Source organism: Lentibacillus songyuanensis, from assembly GCF_039548255.1.
GTDB lineage: Bacteria > Bacillota > Bacilli > Bacillales > Amphibacillaceae > Lentibacillus_C > Lentibacillus_C songyuanensis.
In genome coordinates, this window is record NZ_JBCLVH010000026.1 from 32,875 (window position 1) to 52,669 (window position 19,795).

General features: G+C 42.8%; 16 protein-coding genes. 11 read left to right on the top strand and 5 right to left on the bottom strand.

From position 1 onward, the window contains the following. Window positions 1-2: 2 nt before the first annotated feature. Window positions 3-116: a stressosome-associated protein Prli42 gene (prli42, locus tag WMZ97_RS18795; protein ID WP_343273630.1), complete on the bottom strand. Its 114-nt coding sequence runs from the start codon at window positions 114-116 to the stop codon at window positions 3-5. Between the two features lie 164 nt (window positions 117-280). On the opposite strand from prli42, the gene WMZ97_RS18800 reads away from it, so the two are divergent. From WMZ97_RS18800 to argH, 10 genes are all read left to right on the top strand, one after another. Next, window positions 281-1,405, top strand: a complete 1,125-nt coding sequence (locus WMZ97_RS18800) for a M20/M25/M40 family metallo-hydrolase (RefSeq protein WP_343273631.1) — start codon at window positions 281-283, stop codon at window positions 1,403-1,405. Between the two features lie 102 nt (window positions 1,406-1,507). Continuing rightward, entirely contained in the window at window positions 1,508-2,755 is a 1,248-nt protein-coding gene (locus tag WMZ97_RS18805) for a DNA polymerase IV (protein WP_343273632.1), read from the top strand. Between the two features lie 306 nt (window positions 2,756-3,061). Next, the gene (gene argC, locus WMZ97_RS18810) at window positions 3,062-4,102 is read left to right on the top strand and encodes an N-acetyl-gamma-glutamyl-phosphate reductase (protein ID WP_343273633.1); all 1,041 of its coding nucleotides are present in this window, start codon (window positions 3,062-3,064) and stop codon (window positions 4,100-4,102) included. 12 nt (window positions 4,103-4,114) lie between these two features. After that, the gene (argJ, locus tag WMZ97_RS18815; RefSeq protein WP_343273634.1) at window positions 4,115-5,338 is read left to right on the top strand and encodes a bifunctional glutamate N-acetyltransferase/amino-acid acetyltransferase ArgJ; all 1,224 of its coding nucleotides are present in this window, start codon (window positions 4,115-4,117) and stop codon (window positions 5,336-5,338) included. 15 nt (window positions 5,339-5,353) lie between these two features. Then, on the top strand, window positions 5,354-6,169 hold the full coding sequence (argB, locus tag WMZ97_RS18820; protein ID WP_343273635.1) for an acetylglutamate kinase: 816 nt from the start codon (window positions 5,354-5,356) through the stop codon (window positions 6,167-6,169). Next, window positions 6,166-7,335 (top strand): acetylornithine transaminase, encoded by a 1,170-nt coding sequence (locus WMZ97_RS18825; RefSeq protein ID WP_343273636.1) that lies wholly within the window; start codon window positions 6,166-6,168, stop codon window positions 7,333-7,335. Before argB ends, WMZ97_RS18825 begins: the two co-directional genes overlap by 4 nt. A 21-nt stretch (window positions 7,336-7,356) precedes the next feature. Beyond that, entirely contained in the window at window positions 7,357-10,533 is a 3,177-nt protein-coding gene (gene carB, locus WMZ97_RS18830) for a carbamoyl-phosphate synthase (glutamine-hydrolyzing) large subunit (RefSeq protein WP_343273651.1), read from the top strand. A gap of 14 nt (window positions 10,534-10,547) precedes the next feature. Then, entirely contained in the window at window positions 10,548-11,513 is a 966-nt protein-coding gene (argF, locus tag WMZ97_RS18835) for an ornithine carbamoyltransferase (RefSeq protein ID WP_343273637.1), read from the top strand. 18 nt (window positions 11,514-11,531) lie between these two features. Continuing rightward, entirely contained in the window at window positions 11,532-12,743 is a 1,212-nt protein-coding gene (locus WMZ97_RS18840) for an argininosuccinate synthase (RefSeq protein WP_343273638.1), read from the top strand. Window positions 12,744-12,803: 60 nt separating this feature from the next. Further along, on the top strand, window positions 12,804-14,174 hold the full coding sequence (gene argH / locus WMZ97_RS18845; protein ID WP_343273639.1) for an argininosuccinate lyase: 1,371 nt from the start codon (window positions 12,804-12,806) through the stop codon (window positions 14,172-14,174). A gap of 210 nt (window positions 14,175-14,384) precedes the next feature. Here the strand turns inward: argH and WMZ97_RS18850 are convergent, their stop codons facing one another. The 4 genes from WMZ97_RS18850 to WMZ97_RS18865 are packed head-to-tail and all read right to left on the bottom strand — an operon-like array spanning window position 14,385 to window position 18,481. Next, window positions 14,385-15,755 (bottom strand): aldehyde dehydrogenase, encoded by a 1,371-nt coding sequence (locus tag WMZ97_RS18850; RefSeq protein WP_343273640.1) that lies wholly within the window; start codon window positions 15,753-15,755, stop codon window positions 14,385-14,387. Beyond that, on the bottom strand, window positions 15,756-16,694 hold the full coding sequence (gene rnz / locus WMZ97_RS18855; protein ID WP_343273641.1) for a ribonuclease Z: 939 nt from the start codon (window positions 16,692-16,694) through the stop codon (window positions 15,756-15,758). Window positions 16,695-16,707: 13 nt separating this feature from the next. Further along, window positions 16,708-17,724, bottom strand: coding sequence for an NADPH dehydrogenase NamA (namA, locus tag WMZ97_RS18860; protein WP_343273642.1), 1,017 nt, complete (start codon window positions 17,722-17,724; stop codon window positions 16,708-16,710). 10 nt (window positions 17,725-17,734) lie between these two features. Beyond that, window positions 17,735-18,481 carry a glycerophosphodiester phosphodiesterase gene (locus WMZ97_RS18865; protein ID WP_405027722.1) on the bottom strand — a complete coding sequence of 249 codons (747 nt, stop codon included), beginning with the start codon at window positions 18,479-18,481 and terminating at the stop codon, window positions 17,735-17,737. A 350-nt stretch (window positions 18,482-18,831) separates the two neighbouring features. Between WMZ97_RS18865 and WMZ97_RS18870 the strand changes: the two genes are divergently transcribed. After that, window positions 18,832-19,794 carry an MBL fold metallo-hydrolase gene (locus WMZ97_RS18870; protein ID WP_343273643.1) on the top strand — a complete coding sequence of 321 codons (963 nt, stop codon included), beginning with the start codon at window positions 18,832-18,834 and terminating at the stop codon, window positions 19,792-19,794. Window position 19,795 lies beyond the last annotated feature (1 nt).

Here is a 19,795-nt window from a genome sequence, read left to right on the forward strand (position 1 = left end):
CTTTATAGGAACAAGGCTAGACCTGTTGTAAGTGATGTCAATAGCATCGCTAGTATCATGAGGTAAACAACAAATTTAAACCGTTTCTGTTGCTTGGAATGTTTTTTTTGTGCCATAGTTAATCCCCCTTTATTGGCAAATACTAATTGTATTTTATCGTTAAACGGCCCTTAGGACAAGTGTAAACGCGGTAAAATAATAATGTTAACCTCTAATTACAAATAAATTGTAAAGAGGGATACGAACGCATATAAAGAAGATAGATAAAGGAGATCATCATATGATTCAAGTAAATCAGGATCGTTTAGTCAATGAGTTTATGGAACTGGTACAGATTGACTCAGAAACTGGTCACGAAAGTAAAATAGCAGAAGTGCTGAAGCAGAAATTCACCGATTTAGGTCTGGACGTTGTAGAAGATGATAGTAAATCGGAGACCGGACATGGTGCAGGAAACCTTATCTGTGAATTAAAAGGAAACAAAGACAGTGCGGATACGATTTATTTTACCTCTCATATGGACACCGTTGTTCCGGGAAATGGAATTAAACCATCGATCAAGGATGGGTATATCGTCTCTGATGGTACGACTATTCTTGGCTCAGATGACAAGGCTGGATTAGCTGCCATTTTGGAAATGATTCGTGTCTTAAAAGAAAATGAGATCGTGCACGGTGATATTCAATTTATCATTACCGTGGGTGAAGAGTCTGGTTTAGTCGGTGCCAAAGCACTGGATCAATCGATGTTGAAAGCGAAATATGGTTATGCAATTGATAGTAATGGAACCGTTGGGGATATTATTGTTGCAGCACCTACACAAGCAAAGCTATTTACCGTGATGAAAGGAAAAACCGCACATGCTGGTGTGGCACCGGAAAATGGCGTATCAGCGATTACGCTTGCAGCCAAAGCAATTTCCAAAATGCCACTAGGCCGGATTGATGACGAGACAACTGCAAATATCGGCCGATTCGAAGGCGGTAAGCAGACAAATATTGTTTGCGACTACGTTGAAATCTTGGCCGAGGCACGTTCACTCGTTCCTGAAAAGATGGAGGCACAAGTGGCTAAAATGAAAGATGCGTATGAAACAACGGCGGCGGAGTTCGGGGGCAGTGCACAAGTGGATGTCAAAGTCATGTATCCTGGTTTTAAACAAACAGACGGAGACCAGGTTGTTGAGGTTGCACGCCGTGCTGCTAAAACAATTGGCCGGGAAAGTAACCTGTTACAAAGTGGCGGGGGCAGTGATGCGAATGTCATTGCAGGCTTTGGTATTCCAACCGTTAACTTAGCTGTTGGTTATGAAGATATTCATACAACAAACGAACGAATTCCGGTTGATGAATTGGTGAAAGTTGCTGAGCTAATCACCGCGATTGCGCAAGAGGCAGCGAAGTAGGCAATGTCGACAATATAACACATATAAAGAGGACTGGAATATTCCAGTCCTCTTTATATGTGTTATAATAAAAGAAACAACCGTTCGTAAAGGGTGAAAAAGATGTCGCAATGGTATCCGAAAAATGGACGTGTGATTTTTCATATTGATATGAATTGTTTCTATGCCTCCGTTGAAATGGCCTATAATCCTAAACTAAAAGGGAAGCCACTGGCAATTGCGGGAAATCCGGAGGAACGAAAGGGAATCGTAGTGACAAGCAGCTATGAGGCCCGCGCAAAAGGAGTCAAAACAACCATGACACTATGGCAAGCAAGAAAACTATGCCCGGACTTGATTGTCATGCGACCGAATTTTGACCGATATCGTACTGCTTCAGCAGAAATGTTTAAAATGCTTGCAGCTATTACACCATATGTGCAGCCGGTATCCATTGATGAGGGTTACATGGATATAACCGCATGTGAGGCAATTGGGGATCCAATTACCATTGCAAACAATCTGCAAAAACGAATGAAAGATGAACTGGATTTGCCATGCAGCATCGGGATTGCTCCGAACAAATTTTTAGCAAAGATGGCATCAGATATGAAAAAACCGATGGGAATTACGATTCTACGTAAGCGTGATTTGCAGCAAAAATTATGGCCACTTTCCGTGGGCGAGATGTACGGCATAGGAGAAAAAACGGCGCAGAAATTAAATGCGATTGATATCGTGACAATTGGAGACCTGGCCCGCCATGATGTTTATCAGCTTAAACAAATTTTAGGTATCAATGGCGAACGGTTACAAAACCGGGCCAATGGTATGGATTCAAGGCCGGTTGACCCGGATGCGGTCAATGAATTCAAGAGTATTGGCAGCTCCCAGACATTGCCGGCTGATACAACCGATGAGGCGGAAATCCGCAGTCTCATGCACGCACTTGCTGAAAATGTGGAACGGCGAATGAAGCGTAAGCAAGCGGTGGGAAGCAGTATACAAGTTATGATTCGCTATCACGATCGCAAAACAATAACGCGAAGTAAAAAGTTAACCTTCTATATTGAAACGAAAGCAGCAATTCTGGATGCCGCGAATGAACTATTTCAGAAGCATTGGAATTTAGAACCGATTCGTCTGCTTGGTATTACCGTGCAGGATGTAGAAGAGAAACATAATATTGTCCACCAGCTTGATTTATTCACCTATGAGCAGGAAGCAGGGAAAGAAAAGCTTTATACTGCGATTGATGAATTGACTAAAAAATATGGGAAAAGTCCATTTAAACACCTGGGTACTCCGGTCAAGGAAGATCAGCCGCGTACCAGTTTTCAAAAGGATTTTTTGGATGATTATAGACGATGAGCTTCACTCGAGATTTTTTAGAGTTTAGTATCGAAATTCAACATAAAATAGCAGGGAATGCAATTAAATTCCCTGCTATTTTTATTCTCGATATATATAACAGCGAAAACGAATTCATAAATCTATGAATACCAGCTGAAAATGAATAATGAGAAAATAACCCTTCGTTTTAATGGATAATGTTATTCGTTATATTTCAAAACATCATCCATTTAGAAAAAGTGAATTTTTTTCATAAAACCTATTGCATGTTTATACAATATTAATTATAATAATACACAATCAATGAATAAGGGGCTGACAGATTTGAAGGTAGGAATTGTAGGTGCAAATGGATATGGGGGTGCCGAATTAATTCGGCTTTTGCACAATCATCCCATGGTAACAGTGGAATTGCTCGTATCTAATTCCACTCAGGGCCAGAACATTGCTGATCAGTACCCACACATACATAACATTTTAGACCTCCCACTGGAAAAGCTGGATAAGGAGGAGGTTAAAAAACGAGTGGATGGTTTGTTTTTCGCGACACCTTCTGGGGTAACCAAAGAGATCGCCCCCGCCTTTATAAAGGCAGGCATTCCGTGTATTGATCTCTCCGGTGACTTCCGTTTAAAAAAGGGGAGTTTATACGAACAATGGTACCAAAAGTCACCAGCTGAGCCGGAATATTTAAAGCAGGCGGTTTATGGGCTTCCGGAACTGTATCGGCCAGCAATAAAAGGACAAACGTTTATTGCTAATCCAGGATGTTATCCTACCGCAGCCATACTTGGGATGATGCCCGCTTTGAAAGCAGGAATCATTCGTAAAAACGGACCGATCATTATTGATGGAAAAACTGGGGTATCTGGTGCGGGACGTAAACCAGCACAGGCAACGCTGTTTTCAGAAGTCAATGAAAATACCAAAGCCTACAAGCTGGCAAGTCATCAGCATACACCGGAAATCGAACAAATTGTTTCCGACATTTGTGGGAAGGATGTATCACTAACATTTACCCCGCACATCGTTCCCATGACGCGTGGGATCTTATGTACAACATATCTGCCTTTACGTGAATCTTTAACGGATCATGATATCGTACAGTTATATCAAGAAACCTATCATCATGAACCCTTTGTACGTGTTAGACCGGAAAAAACATGGCCGACAACAAAGGAAGTCTATGGCACAAATTATTGTGATATTGGTGTTGCTGTTGATCCACGAACGAACTTGCTAATCGTGGTTTCCGTTATTGATAATCTTGTAAAAGGTGCAGCCGGGCAGGCAATTCAAAATCTAAATCTACTAAATAAATGGGATGAACGGACAGGACTTGATATGATTCCGGTTTACCCATAGAAGGAGGGCAATATGGAGACACAATTGGTGCAGTTAAGCGAGGTAGAAGGAAGTATTACGTCAGCCAAGGGCTTTCATGCCGGGGGTCTTCACTGTGGTATCAAATACAAACGAGATGACCTTGGCTGGCTCTATTCAGAGGTACCGGCAACTACAGCGGCTGTATTCACAACAAACGTTTTCCAAGCAGCCCCATTGCAAGTCACCAAGGAAAGTATTGCCACGGAACAGAAAATTCAAGGGCTGCTGGTTAATTCCGGAGTTGCCAACGCATGTACCGGTGATGAGGGCTTACAAAATGCTTATGATATGCGCCATTTACTGGCAGATAAGCTAGCTGTAGCCGATCATCTGGTGGCAGTAAATTCAACTGGGGTCATTGGCGATCAATTGCCGATGGAAAAATTAAAGGCAGGCGTAAACGCAATTGATTTTGAAAAGTCAGTTTCAGCAGATTTTTCAAAAGCGATTCTGACGACGGATACCTTTACAAAACATGCTTGCGTGCAACTGGAACTAGATTCACAGCTGATAACGATTGGCGGAACAGCGAAGGGCTCAGGAATGATTAATCCCAATATGGCAACCATGCTGTCATTTATCACAACAGACGCAGCGATCGAACCGGTTGCATTAGACTCGGCACTACGAACGGCTGTTAACCAAACGTTTAATTGCATCACTATTGATGGCGATACAAGCACAAATGATACGGTAATGGTGATGGCAAATGGCTTAGCTGCTAACGAAACGATCACATTAGGAGATCAAGAGCCGTTTACTTTGTTCACCGAGGCGCTAACTTTTGTGTGTCAATCGCTGGCTAAACAAATTGCCAGAGATGGTGAAGGCGCAACAAAATTAATTGAAGTGCAAGTTACAGGTGCTGCGAGTACCCAAGATGCGCGCAAAGTTGGCAAAGCAATTGTTGGCTCTAGCCTTGTAAAAACAGCAGTGTTTGGAGCAGACGCCAATTGGGGCAGGATTATTTGTGCGATGGGATACAGTGATGCCGCCTTTGACCCTGGTAAACTATCGATTTCACTTGGCCAGACGATGATTATTGATCAAGGCTTACCCATAGCCTTTGACGAAAGCAAGGTGCACGATTATTTACAGCAGCACGAGACAATTACAATTCTGGCCAATTTGAATAGCGGATCACAGGAAGCAATGGCATGGGGATGCGATCTTTCCTACGATTACGTAAAAATCAATGCTTCCTACCGAACTTAAAAGGGGAGAGAGACAGTGGCATATTTAGTTGTGAAATGTGGGGGAAGTGTTCTGGAGCAGCTTCCGAAAGCTTTCTATGAAAATATCGTAACATTGGCAAAAGACTATCATGTAGATCCGGTTATTGTACATGGTGGTGGTCCGATGGTTTCTTCGTTACTTGCAGATTTGGATATTACAACATCGTTTGTTGACGGTATGCGTGTAACGACAGAGCCTGTATTGGACGTAGTGGAAATGGTTTTATCGGGGTCAACGAATAAGCATATTGTCCGAAATATCCAAGTAAGTGAAGGGAATGCCATTGGTTTAAGTGGTGTCGATGGAGGATTGCTAGAGGCTCGGCGCTTAAGCGGAACACAGCACCTAGGATTTGTTGGGGAAGTTACATCAGTTAATACAAAATTATTGAAAGGAATGCTGGCGCAAGGGCAAATTCCAGTAATTTCACCGATAGCCGCTGATCGCAACGGGCAGCGCTGGAATATCAATGCCGACTTAGCTGCTGCTGCAATAGCTAAGGCACTTAACGCACCATTGTATTTAATTACCAATGTATCAGGAGTTTTACATAATGGAGATGTTATCCACCAGTTAAATGCAGAAGATGTGCAGTCAATGATTGAATCAGGAGACATTTACGGTGGAATGATTCCAAAAGTACAGGCGGCGATGCAGTGTTTGCAACAAGGGATCGAACGTGTTGTGATCCTTAATGGTCTGACTAAGGACAGTCTCCTCTATCTGGCTGATGGTAAAAAGATTGGCACATCCATTACATTACATGATAAACAGGCAATGGCGAACGAACAAAAAGGAGGGATCCTATGACAACCAATACCGCAATTTCCCCATTAATGGAAACATACAAACGATTTCCGGTTCATCTTGTGAAGGGAAAGGGCAGTTACGTTTGGGATACAGCTAACCAGCAATATCTGGATTTCACCTCAGGGATAGCCACATGTAATTTGGGGCATGTGCCAGATACAGTCAAACAGAAGGTGACACAACAGCTGGAAAATCTGTGGCATTGTTCGAACCTTTACCACATCGACAAACAAGAACAATTAGCAGCAGTGTTAACCGAACATAGCTGTTTGGATCAAGCATTTTTTTGTAATAGTGGGGCCGAGGCGAATGAAGCAGCGATCAAACTTGCCCGGCTCTATCAGACAAAACGAAAAACAATTGTCACATTCCAGCAATCGTTTCATGGCCGGACGATGGCGACACTAAGTGCAACCGGGCAGGAAAAAATTCAGACCGGTTATGCTCCGTTATTAAGTGGATTTACGTACCTCACTTATAATGACCAGGGTAGTTTAAGTAAACTGAAAGAAATCAAGCCTGCTGCGGTGATGCTTGAACTCGTACAAGGAGAAGGTGGCGTGATTCCAGCTGACCAGCAATGGATCAAAGAACTAGTAACCCTTTGCACGGAAGAAGACATCCTATTAATTGTTGACGAGGTACAAACAGGAATGGGCCGGACAGGTACATTATTCGCCTATCAACAGTACGGATTTGAACCGGATATTATCACGCTGGCAAAAGGTCTAGGGTCCGGTTTTCCGATTGGGGCGATGATGGCGAAAAAAGAAGTAGCGAACGTATTTCAATCAGGCACACATGGCAGCACGTTTGGCGGGAATCCTTTGGCAGTAACAGCTGGATTGGCAACATTGGATGAATTATTACACACACCAGTGATAAAAAAAGGCGTAGAGAAAAGCAACGTATTAATGACATACCTGGAGCAACTAAAACAAGACTTTCCGCAAATCAAATCCATTCGCGGCCGTGGACTGTTAATTGGTATGGATGTCGGTGATGCAGCAAGTGATGTAGTCAAGGCAGCCATTGAGGAAAAATTACTGATACTAACAGCGGGTACAACGGTGCTCCGCTTGTTGCCACCATTGACAATTACAGAGGAAGATATATTGTTGTTTAAGAAAAAATTTCGCAACGCATTAGAAAAGGTGTTTTCGTAACCGGTATGGGAGGAGATTGTTATCGATAAGCTTCAAAAGGTTCTCGTTATTGGGTCTGGACCGATTGTTATCGGGCAGGCAGCTGAATTTGACTACGCTGGAACAGAAGCGTGCTTAGCTTTAAAAGAAGAAGGAATGGAAGTTATCTTGCTGAATAATAATCCGGCAACCATTATGACGGATGAAGCAGTAGCCGATCGTATTTATCTGGAACCAATGACACTGTCAAGCCTTGAAATGATTTTTCAAAAGGAACGGCCAGACGGCATGATTGGTACACTCGGCGGGCAAACGGGACTGAATTTGGCATTACATGCCGTTCAATCGGGTCTATTAGAAAAATATCATGTGCAATTATTGGGTACGTCGATCGAATCGATTCAAAATGGTGAGGATCGTGAGAAGTTCCGCTCACTTATGAAGCAGCTCCATGAGCCGGTTCCGGATTCATATATTACGACAACCCTAGAAGATGCGATAGCTTATGCGGAAAAAATCGGTTACCCGGTCATCGTCCGCCCGGCATATACACTCGGCGGTACGGGCGGCGGTTTCGCTGAAAATAGACAACAGCTAGAGGCAATTGTCATAAATGGGTTAAAATTAAGCCCGATCCACCAGGTGCTGGTCGAGAAAAGCATCAAAGGCTGGAAGGAAATCGAGTTTGAAGTGATTCGTGATATTTATGATGATTGTGTGGTTGTTTGCAGTATGGAAAATGTTGACCCTGTTGGTGTCCATACCGGAGATTCCATCGTAGTTGCTCCAGCGCAAACATGGACCAAACAGCAACATAAGATGCTTAGTGATGCAGCGGTTACGATTATTCGCAATCTTGGTGTTATTGGTGCTTGTAATATCCAAATGGCTTTAGAACAAGATTCAAATAATTATGCGGTTATTGAAGTAAATCCAAGGGTTAGTCGTTCATCAGCATTAGCATCAAAAGCAACCGGCTGTCCAATCGCGAAGATCGCCACCAAATGTGCGCTGGGTCAGGACCTGGATCGTTATTTTCCAACGAAGACAACGCCGGTACATGAACTAAGCATTGATTATACAGTCGTTAAAATCCCGCGGTTTTCTTTTGATAAATTTCCAGACGCAGAAAGAAAGCTCGGTACACAAATGAAGGCAACCGGGGAGACAATGGCTATTGATAAAACCTTTGCTGCAGCACTGAATAAGGCTGTTCGTTCATTGGATAATGGCTTGTACTCCCTAGAACATCCGCTTACTTCTGGAAAGGATTACGCTGTTTTACAAAAACATATGCAACAACCGACAGATTTGCGGCTGTTTGCGGTTGCCGAAGCATTTCGCCAAGGAAAAAGCGTCGAGGAAATCTATCAGTATACGTCCATTAGCCGGCCTTTTCTAGTGGAGATTGCAGCAATTGTAAACGTTGAGCAAGCTTTAACAAACGAATCATTGGCAAGCCTTACGATAGAGCAATTAACAGAAGCTAAACAACTGCAAATCAGTGATACGGGGTTAGCCAAATTCCTGGGTACGACGGAACAAGAAATTCGCGAGTTACAGAAGGATAACGGTTTAATTGTTCATTATCAGGTCGTTCAATCAGAAAATCACTTCCCTTATTTCTATTCTACCTGGAAACAGGAAGTGAATCCGGAAGAAGCCGATCAAAACGATCCGAAAAAGGTCTTAATACTAGGCTCAGGACCGATACGAATCGGACAGGGAATGGAATTTGATTACAGCTCGGTGCATGCTGTTTATGCATTGAAAAAATTAGGCTATACGACAGTTATTGTCAACAACAACCCGGAAACAGTTAGTACGGACAGCGCGGTTGCCGACCGATTATACTTTGAAGCTCTTACCACAGAAGATATACTGGCGATAATCGAGCACGAACAAGTAGCAGGTGTCATGATTCAATTCGGTGGGCAAACGGCGATCAATCTAGCACACGAATTGACCGAAGCAGGGGTGACCCTTTATGGAACATCGACGAAAAGCATTGATTTACTAGAGGATCGAGAGCATTTCTATCAGCTATTGAAACAAATCGATATTCCGCATATCGAAGGGGAAATGGCGTTTAGTACTTCTGAAATTAAGGCTTGTGCTGAAAAAATCGGTTATCCAGTACTCGTCAGACCCTCCTATGTCATTGGCGGACAATCGATGTATATTTTACATGAGGAAGCAAGGCTTGATACGTATATACAAATGCTTACAGATACAGACCAGCGGATATGGCCAATTGTCGTGGATAAATATACACTAGGCTTGGAAGCGGAAGTGGATGTCATTAGTGATGGGACGCATTGCTGGATACCAGCAATTGCTGAGCATGTGGAACGAGCGGGTATTCATTCTGGAGACAGCACAGCGGTAATGCCACCAGTTCAATTAACAAAAGCAAAGCAGGCCCAGTTGATTGATTATGCGATAGCTATTTGTCGCGAAGCCAATATCGTCGGTCTAGTGAATATGCAGTTTGTGATTGCGGATGACCAAATCTATGTGCTTGAAGTAAACCCAAGAGCATCACGAACGATCCCGATGATTAGCAAGGTGACTGGTGTTCCAATGGTCGAGCAAGCGATTCGCGTTCAGTTTGGGGAAAAGCTGGGACATAATCGTTTCCCTGAATCGATTGGTTATTATGCAGTAAAAGCACCTGTATTTTCAGCCGCACAATTAGTTGGTGTGGATCCACAGCTTGCACCAGTCATGAAATCGACGGGAGAAGCGCTTGGTCTGGCAGCGAATTATCAGGAGGCATTGGCTAAAGCTATCGATCTAAACGGAAATGGATTAAAAAGGGAAACAGCAAAGCCGTATCTGTTTTGTTCTATTGCCGACCGGGAAAAACCATTACTCTTGTCTATACTTGAGCAGGCCAGTAAGTATTTCACATTACTGGCAACTCAAGGAACAAGCCGATTTTTAACGGAGAACGGGATATCGAATCGACCAATTGATAGAGAGAAGGATACATTAGAGCAGTTATTTTCAAAGCAGCCATTGGCAGGGGCCGTGGTGATTCCCAATGGCTTACAAACGAAAAAAAGCGGTCAGCACATGCGAACATTAGCCATTACGTATCAGGTTGCGTTATATACTGCAGCAGAAACATTACAAGTGGCCATCGACTGCATGGATCTGACAAATGATTCGGTTACATCACTACAGGAATATCATCAGCAGTATATAACCGTTTAAAAGGAGATGTTGATTTGAAAAGTTCATTGACAGCAATAAAGGAAAATCAACCGACATTACAGCAGAAGGATTTTTTAGCCTTAAATACATTCAGTCGTTCGGAAATCATGGTGTTGCTCGATGAAGCCATCAAAATAAAAGAAGAAACGAAAGCGGGGATTCATAAGCCATATTTACAGGGAAAGGTACTTGGGATGATTTTTGAAAAGGCATCTACTCGTACAAGAGTCTCCTTTGAAGTCGGCATGCTCCAGCTTGGCGGGGAAGCGATCTTTTTAAGCAAACAGGATATGCAGCTGGGACGCGGTGAATCAAGCACCGATACGGCAAAAGTATTGTCAAGATATGTGGATGGACTCATGATTCGAACGTTTGGTCATGACATTATCGAAACATTTGCCAACGAGGCGACAATCCCGGTGATTAATGGCTTAACTGACTTGCATCATCCAACACAGGTGCTTGCTGATTTGTTGACGATCTATGAATATAAGGGGAAATTAGCGGGATTAAAGATGGCATATTTGGGTGATGGGAATAACAACATGTGTCATTCTTTGATTGAGGGCGCAGTGAAGACAGGTATGGACATGGCAATTGCTTGTCCAACGGGTTTCGAGCCCAATCAACAGATTTACCAAGCCATGAAACAAGAAGCTGCAGACAATAGTACGATACTTACCTGTAGTAAAAATCCATCTGAAGCTGTAAGTAATGCAGATATTATTGTTACTGATGTCTGGGCAAGCATGGGAAAAGAAGCGGAAAGCAGTGAACGCAACTTTCAAGCTTTTCAAGTAAATCAAGAATTATGTCAAAAAGCAAAGAATGATTATATCTTTTTACATTGTCTCCCTGCACATCGCGGTGAGGAAGTAACAGCAGATGTTATTGATGGCAAACATTCGGTTGTTTTTGATGAAGCAGAAAATCGACTGCATGCCCAAAAAGCATTGCTGAAGATGTTGTTGGATAAATAGAAAACGGAGGGATAAAAGATGAGTGAAGGGAAAATTGTATTGGCTTATTCCGGCGGATTAGATACGTCGGTGTCCATTAAATGGTTACAAGAAAAATATAATTACGATGTGATTGCGTTGGCGATTGATTTAGGCGAAGAAAAGGATTTAGAAGCAGTCCGGCAAAAAGCTTTGGATGTAGGAGCAATCAAAGCGATTGTGATTGATGCCAAAGAAATGCTGGCCAATGATTATTTAATGCCAGCATTACAAGCAAATGCGTTATATGAAGGGAAATACCCATTATCGTCAGCTTTAAGCCGTCCATTAATTTCAAAACTATTGGTGGATGTGGCGGAGCAAGAGGGGGCTGTAGCTGTTGCGCACGGCTGTACCGGTAAAGGAAATGACCAAATACGGTTTGAGGTTTCCATCCAGGCGCTAAATCCTGATTTGCAAGTGGTTGCACCCGTTCGGGAATGGGGAATGACCAGAGATGAAGAGCTTGCCTATGCGGCCCAAAAAGGGATCCCGGTTCCGGTTGATCTGGATAATCCATTTTCGATCGATGCGAATATTTGGGGCAGAGCCTGTGAAGCAGGCGTCCTGGAAAACCCATGGAATGTCGCGCCTGAAGCGGCTTTTGCCTGGACGAATCCAGTAGAAGCAACCCCGGATGAAGCAGAATATGTGGATATTTCGTTTGACGAAGGGATTCCAGTAGCCTTAAATGACCAGCCAATGAATTTAGTATCGATTATTGAAACACTGAATGCAGAAGGCGGTAAACATGGAGTTGGCCGGATTGATCATATTGAAAACCGGTTAGTTGGGATTAAATCCCGAGAAGTTTACGAAAACCCTGCTGCCTTGATTCTAATCCAGGCGCACCAGGAGATGGAGTTTTTGACCCATACACGGGAAGTGACACAGTTTAAGAAAACCATCGACCAGAAATTTGCACAGATGATCTATGATGGACTGTGGTATTCACCATTGCGCTCGGCAATTGATGCATTTGTAGAAGCAACACAGCAAACGGTATCTGGAAAAGTCCGGGTAAAATTATTTAAAGGGAACCATACGGTGATTGCCCGTCAATCCGATTACAGCTTGTATAATGAAGAGTTGGCTACTTATGAAAAAGGGGATATGTTTGACCACAATGCGGCCGTCGGCTTTATTAAGCTGTGGGGACTGCCAACAAAAGTGCATGCAGAAATTCATAAAAAAGAGAAAGTATATAAATAAACAGCTGCGGAAGTTCTTTTGAGCTTCCGCAAGTTCATACATAAAAGGAGAGGGACACGTATGTCAAAACTCTGGGGCGGACGTTTTACTAAATCAACCAATCAGCTGGTGGAATCATTCACCGCATCCATCGAATTTGATCAGCAGTTTGCGCTGGAGGATATCGAAGGAAGCATTGCCCACGTCACGATGCTTGCGGAATGTTCAATCATTACCAATGATGAAGCACAGCAAATTATTGCCGGACTACAAACCATTGAAGTGAAAATCAAATCTGGAATGGTTGATTATACCGTAGAAGATGAAGATATTCACATGAATATTGAAAGGATGCTTATCGAGGAAATCGGTCCCGTTGCTGGTAAGCTACATACGGGGAGAAGTCGTAATGATCAAGTGGCAACGGATATACACCTATATGTGAAGAAAAAAACAAACGACATGATTGATTTGATTACCACTGTTCAGCAAGCATTTGTTCATCAGGCAGAAACTAATATCGATGTTATCATGCCAGGATACACGCACTTACAGCGAGCGCAGCCAATTTTGTTTTCCCATCATATGCTTGCTTATTTCTGGATGCTGGAACGGGATAAACAACGATTGATTGATAGTTTAAAACGGGTTGATTGGTCCCCACTAGGCGCGGGTGCTCTAGCAGGGACAACGTTTCCAACCAACCGCAAACGTACGGCCGAATTACTTGGCTTCAACACCATATATCCGAATAGCTTGGATGCAGTAAGTGATCGTGATTTCGTGCTGGAGTTTTTATCGATTGCCTCCATTTTGATGACCCATCTATCCCGACTTTCGGAAGAGCTTATCATCTGGTCAAGCCAGGAATTTAATTTTATTGAACTCGATGATTCGTTTTGCACTGGCTCCAGTATAATGCCACAAAAGAAAAACCCGGATGTACCAGAGCTTCTTCGTGGGAAAACGGGTCGTGTGCATGGAAATTTGTTTAGCTTATTGACCGTATTAAAAGGGCTGCCGCTTGCTTACAACAAAGATATGCAAGAGGATAAGGAAGGGTTGCTGGATACTGTTACAACCCTTGACGGATCGTTGCGTTTATTGGCACCAATGATTGATACAATGCAAGTGAACAAGGAGAACATGTTTCATGCTGTTGATCAGGATTATTCCAATGCCACAGATATTGCTGATTACTTAGCAGCAAAAGGGATGCCGTTTCGTGAAGCCCATGAAATTATTGGAAAAGTCGTGCTGTATGCGATCGAACAAAAAAAGTATTTGCTCGGGCTGTCATTAGACGAGTTTCAATCATTTAGTATGTTATTTGAGGCGGATGTGTTTACCTTCCTTGAACCAAAGCATGTGGTGGATGCCCGACAAAGTATGGGCGGTACTGCGGAAAGTCAGGTACGTGAACAGTTGGGTCAGGCGAAGGCGTTAATCTGAATACGTCTAATATTTTATTGATTCTTATCGTCTCGCGATTGCGGCTGTCGGATACAAGTCGATGTTTCCTTGAATTTGGTTGATGTTCGTAGTTTTCGGTCAATGTTTCCACGAATTTGGTTGATGTTCGCGAAATTCGGTCGAAGTCCACCGTCACAGGTTTTACCAAAAACGCTTGAAGGACAAATCCTCCAAGCGTTTTTAACTTTTCTATTTCATAATCCGCTTGACCACTGCATGTGCAAACTTACTTCCTGGATAGCGAAACGGCATATCAAATTTGGTTGTTTGTTTCATAATGCTTTTTTTGTGGGAGAAGGTATCAAAGCTGTATTTCCCGTGATAACCTCCCATTCCGCTGGTTCCGACGCCACCAAATGGCAGGTGGGGATTGGCAAGATGATAAAGCGTATCATTGATACAGCCGCCGCCAAAAGAGACTTGCTGCAAGACGTTTTGCTGATCTGCCTCATTTTCGCCAAAGTAGTACAGGGCGAGCGGTTTTCCCATTTGCTGCAGCTTGTTAATGACTGTCTCCAAATCGGTGAATGTCAGGATGGGCAGGATCGGTCCAAAAATCTCTTCCTGCATCACTGGATCCTCCCATGTAACATGATCCAGAATCGTTGGTTCGATGGCATTTACCGATGGATCACTATTTCCACCATGAACAACTTTTCCATTGGATAGGAAAGCTTGTAATCTAGTAAAATGTCTTTTGTTTACAATATGAACGTAATCGTTATTTCTTAACGGTTTCTTTCCGTAAAATGATTTTATGTGTTTTTGGATGGCCTTTAGCAGTTTCGGTTTTATATTTTCATGCACATATAAATAATCAGGGGCGACACAGGTCTGACCGGCATTGGTAAATTTACCCCAGACGATCCGTTTTGCCGCTAGATTGATATCCGCATCCTGATTCACGATCACAGGACTTTTACCGCCTAATTCCAACGTAACAGGGGTAAGGTTATCACTGGCCTCACGCATAATTATTTTGCCGACATTCGAACTTCCGGTGAAAAAGATGTAGTCGACAGCTTGTTTGACTAATTGTTCGCTGACATCTTTATCACCCTCCACAACGGCAAAATAATCACGATCAAACGTTTTACTGATCATGTCTGTAAGCAATGCCGATGTATTCTCTGTAAATTCGGATGGCTTAAGGATAACTGTATTCCCGGCTGCAATCGCACCAATTGCAGGTGCCAATGCAAGGTGAACTGGATAATTCCATGGAGAAATAATCACTGTTACCCCATATGGTTCGGACATAATATAATTTTTAGTTCCCTTATGTGTGACCGGAGCATCTACTTTTTCCGGCTCCATCCAGCTCTTAACATTTTTTAACGCAACATCGATTTCGGAATACAGAATACCAAGTTCAGTCGTGAGTGCCTCATGTTTGGACTTGTTTAAATCGGTCTTTAACGCTTGATAGATAGCAGCTTCCCTGCTTTTTAACATGCGTTTCAGCTTTTTAAGCTGTTCTTTCCGAAATGCATAAGATCGTGTCTCATTACGTAAAAAGAGATTCCGTTGCTCATTGACTAATCGTTCCATTGTTTCCATTTAATCACTCCTCGAATGTTTGGGGTTAATGGTCGTACGAAAAAAATCATTGGCAATTTCTGTGTTAGGAAAAATTTTACATGCTTCATTACGTAATCGAGCATTATCCGTCTTTTGGTAACGTGACGAAATATGCGTTAAAATAAGCTGTTTAACACCTGCATCCTTAGCAAGTTGGGCGGCCTGCGCTGTTGTGGAATGGAAATAGTCCCTGGCTAGATCGGCTTTTTCCTGCTCGAAGGTTGCCTCATGTACAAGACAATCGGAATGTTTGACAAATCCTTTATTTTGCTCAGGATAACGAGTATCGCCAAGAATGGAAACAATTCGGCCGGGCTTATCGGGACCAATAAAATCTAGTCGTTTAATCACTTTTCCATCGTCAGTTGTTACCGTTGGATTTGCTTTAATTTGCTGATAAATAGGTCCAGGCTGGATACCAACTGCTTTTAGTTTTTCAGGCATGAGCTCACCTTGTTTATCCTTTTCTTCCACGCGAAATCCATAACAGGGGATCCCATGTTGTAATTTTTTGCAATAAACAAGGAATGTGTCATCTTCAAATACTTGTCCTTCTGCTATTTCCACAATTTCAAGCCGATATGCCAGACGAGTTTCACTAGTTCTTAAGCTAGTTTCGATAAATTCCTTGATTCCAGCTGGCCCATAGACCGTCAATAGTTCGTCACCACCCTGAAACGACCGACTGCTCAGAAAACCGGGTAACCCATAAATATGATCGCCATGCATATGTGTAATGAAGATCTTCGTTATCTTACGCGGTTTGATCGATGTTTTAAGGATTTGGTGCTGGGTTGCTTCTCCACAATCAAATAACCAGATGCTGTTTGCTTCTTGTTGCATGGCCAGCGCGATCGCAGTCACATTGCGTTCGGTTGATGGAACACCTGCACCGGTGCCAAGGAAGATTAATTCCATTTTTACATGCCTCCTATCGCCAGCCGCGTTTGTATTGAGTTGGTGCGTTGATGGCATAGCCAAGTTCATCGGCTGCTGCTTTGGCCCAATAAGGATTTCTTAGTAAGGCTCGTCCAATTATGACGATATCAGCTCGCTCATTTTGCAGGATTTCTTCCGCTTGTTTGCCAGTTGTAATTAAGCCCACGGCACCAGTAGCAATCGCCGTCTCACGTTTGATCGCTTCACAACGCGGTACTTGATATCCGGGATATGTGTTGATTTTTGCATGAACAACACCGCCCGAGCTGCAATCTATGAGATCAATGCGTTGTTTCTTCATTTCGTTGGTGAAATAAAGCATATTGTCAAGCGTATTGCCGTCCTCATGATATTCATCAGTTGATATTCGGACAAATATTGGACCGTTCCATTCGGTTTTAACCGCATCAATAATTTCAGAAAGGAAACGATAGCGATTTTTCTGTGTCCCGCCGTATTGATCTGTCCGTTTATTTGTCAACGGGGATAAAAACTCATTGATCAAGTAGCCGTGTGCGCCATGAATTTCTATGAGATCAAAACCGGCTGCTTTGGCACGACGCGCTGCCTGTTTAAATGCCTTAACCGTTTGTTCGATATCTTTAATGGACATTTCGGTTGGAACCTTATACGTGTCGTCAAACGCAATGGCAGACGGTGCAAAAATGTCAGACTCTAAAACAGCTTTTCTTCCTGCATGTGCCAGTTGAATCCCTGTTTTAGCACCATAGGCATGCAGCTGCTCGTTCAGCTTGGTTAATCCTTCAACATGCCTATCATCCCAGATCCCTAAATCTTGCGGGGAAATACGACCCTCCGGTTGCACGGCTGTTGCTTCCGTGATAACCAGCCCAACCTGACCAACAGCTCGACTGACTAAATGTGTGAAGTGAAATGGCGTAATCATTCCATCCTGGTTGTAGCATGAGTACATGCACATCGGTGACATAACAATACGGTTTTTTAGTTCCATCCCCCGAAATGTTATTGGTGTAAATAGTTTCTCCATGATGAACCTCCTAGTTTGTTTGCTCTGATTGGTATATTTTTCGTTGTTGTACGGCAAGATCTGGCACATCGGTAATGATTCCATCCGTTCTTAGTGTAAAGCACCGATGCATTTGAACGGCTCGATTTACAGTATACACGCGTAATTCCATGTTTGTTTGACGGCAGGCGTCGACGAGCGATGGACGAAGTAACCGATATTTTACATGCAGGGCATTTGCTCCAAGTATCCTCGTATTACGAACAAGCTTGCGATTTCTTCGGGATGTTAAAAAGGCAATGTCGAGATCATGATAATGTTCGCGCAACCGCCTGATACTAACAGGGTTAAATGTCGATAGTGTTGTCCGATCTAATAATTGATAGCGTGATAGCATACCGTGTACAATCGACTCCAAGTTCTTATAGTTTATCTTAGTATTTTTCAACTCAATGTTTAAGTATAACGACTTAGGCTCGATCCATTGCAGGAATTCTTCCAGAGAAAGAATGGTTGTTCCGCGATAGTCCGGGGAAAACCAAGCACCGAGATCTAATTGTTTTAGTTCATGTAATGTCAGATCCTTAACAAATCCGCTTCCATTTGTTGTCCGTTTGACCTGTTCGTCGTGAATTAAGACGGGAATATTATCTTTGGTCAGCTGCACATCTGTTTCAATTCCATCGGCACCATGCTCATATGCTAATTGGAAAGCAGGCATCGTATTTTCCGGTGCATGCATACTTGCTCCGCGATGTGCAAATATTTTCGTCGTCAAAAGCTTCACCTCACTTTGATTGTCTTGCAAATGTAACCAAAAGTCAATTCTCGGGTAAAAGGAAATTTGTAAAAAATCTGGCTATTCTATTTTGCAGTGTTGTGGTATCCACACAACACTGACTACCATGATACGGCTTCCATCGGAAACGTGCTTGGGCGATTCCTAAAATAATGGAAGGTTAGTGAATCATGAATTCAGGGTATAGTCGAATACATGGGGATTTAAGGAATGAAACAAGATATGGGTGATTGGCATCCTTCCAAATAGTGTAATAGGTGTGACAAAAATGGTGAAAAAGGGTAAAATAGAGATAGAAACTGAATGAGCATTCACTTGGAGGCATATACATGAAAGTATTACAGGATACCATTCATCAACTAACCGTTCCCACCCCATTTGCGGTAGGAGATGTACACGTTTATCTCTTAAAAGGAGACGTCTTATCCCTTGTCGATGCAGGAGTGAAGACGAAAGAGGCATGGGAAGCACTTGTATTTCAATTAAAAGAATTAGGCTATTCGCCAAATGATATTGAGCAACATATTTTAACCCATCATCACCCGGATCATATCGGGTTAATTGGAGAATTCCCACGGGCCCAATCGATTGTGGGGCACGCCTTTAATAACCCCTGGCTAATGAAGGATGAAACGTTTTTTAAGCAATATGAGCAATTTTTTAAAGATTATTTTGCATTATTTGGTGTACCGGACGTATATTTAGAGCATTTGGAGAAAATGAAATCAGAGTTGACATTATTTGGTGACGGGAAAATAACCGATTTTATTGATGAAGGAGATGTGCTGCCGGGTCATGACGAATGGCAGGTTATCGAGACGAAAGGACATGCTCAAAGTCATTTATCCTTCTTCCGAGAAAGTGACGGAGCATTCATCGGTGGTGATCACTTGCTCAGCCATATCACACCGAATCCAATTTTAGAACCGCCGCACTATGGGGAAAAGGAACGGCCAAAGCCATTGTTACAGTATCGAAATAATGTAGAGAAATGCCAGCAGCTTGGGATTCAAACTGTTTACCCTGGTCATGGCGAGGTGTTTCACAATATAGAAGAATTAATTCCTGCCCAACGCGCGAAACAAGAACAGCGGGCGACCAAGGTGCTTAGTATGCTGCGTATGAAAGAACAATCGCCATTTGACATTTGCCAGCAGCTATTCCCAAAACAATTTGCTAAACAATTGGATTTAACGATGTCCGAGACCATTGGTCAGCTGGATTTTCTGGAAAACGAGGGAAAAGTGCAAGCAACGAAGCGGGATGGCATACTTTTCTATCAAACAATATAGG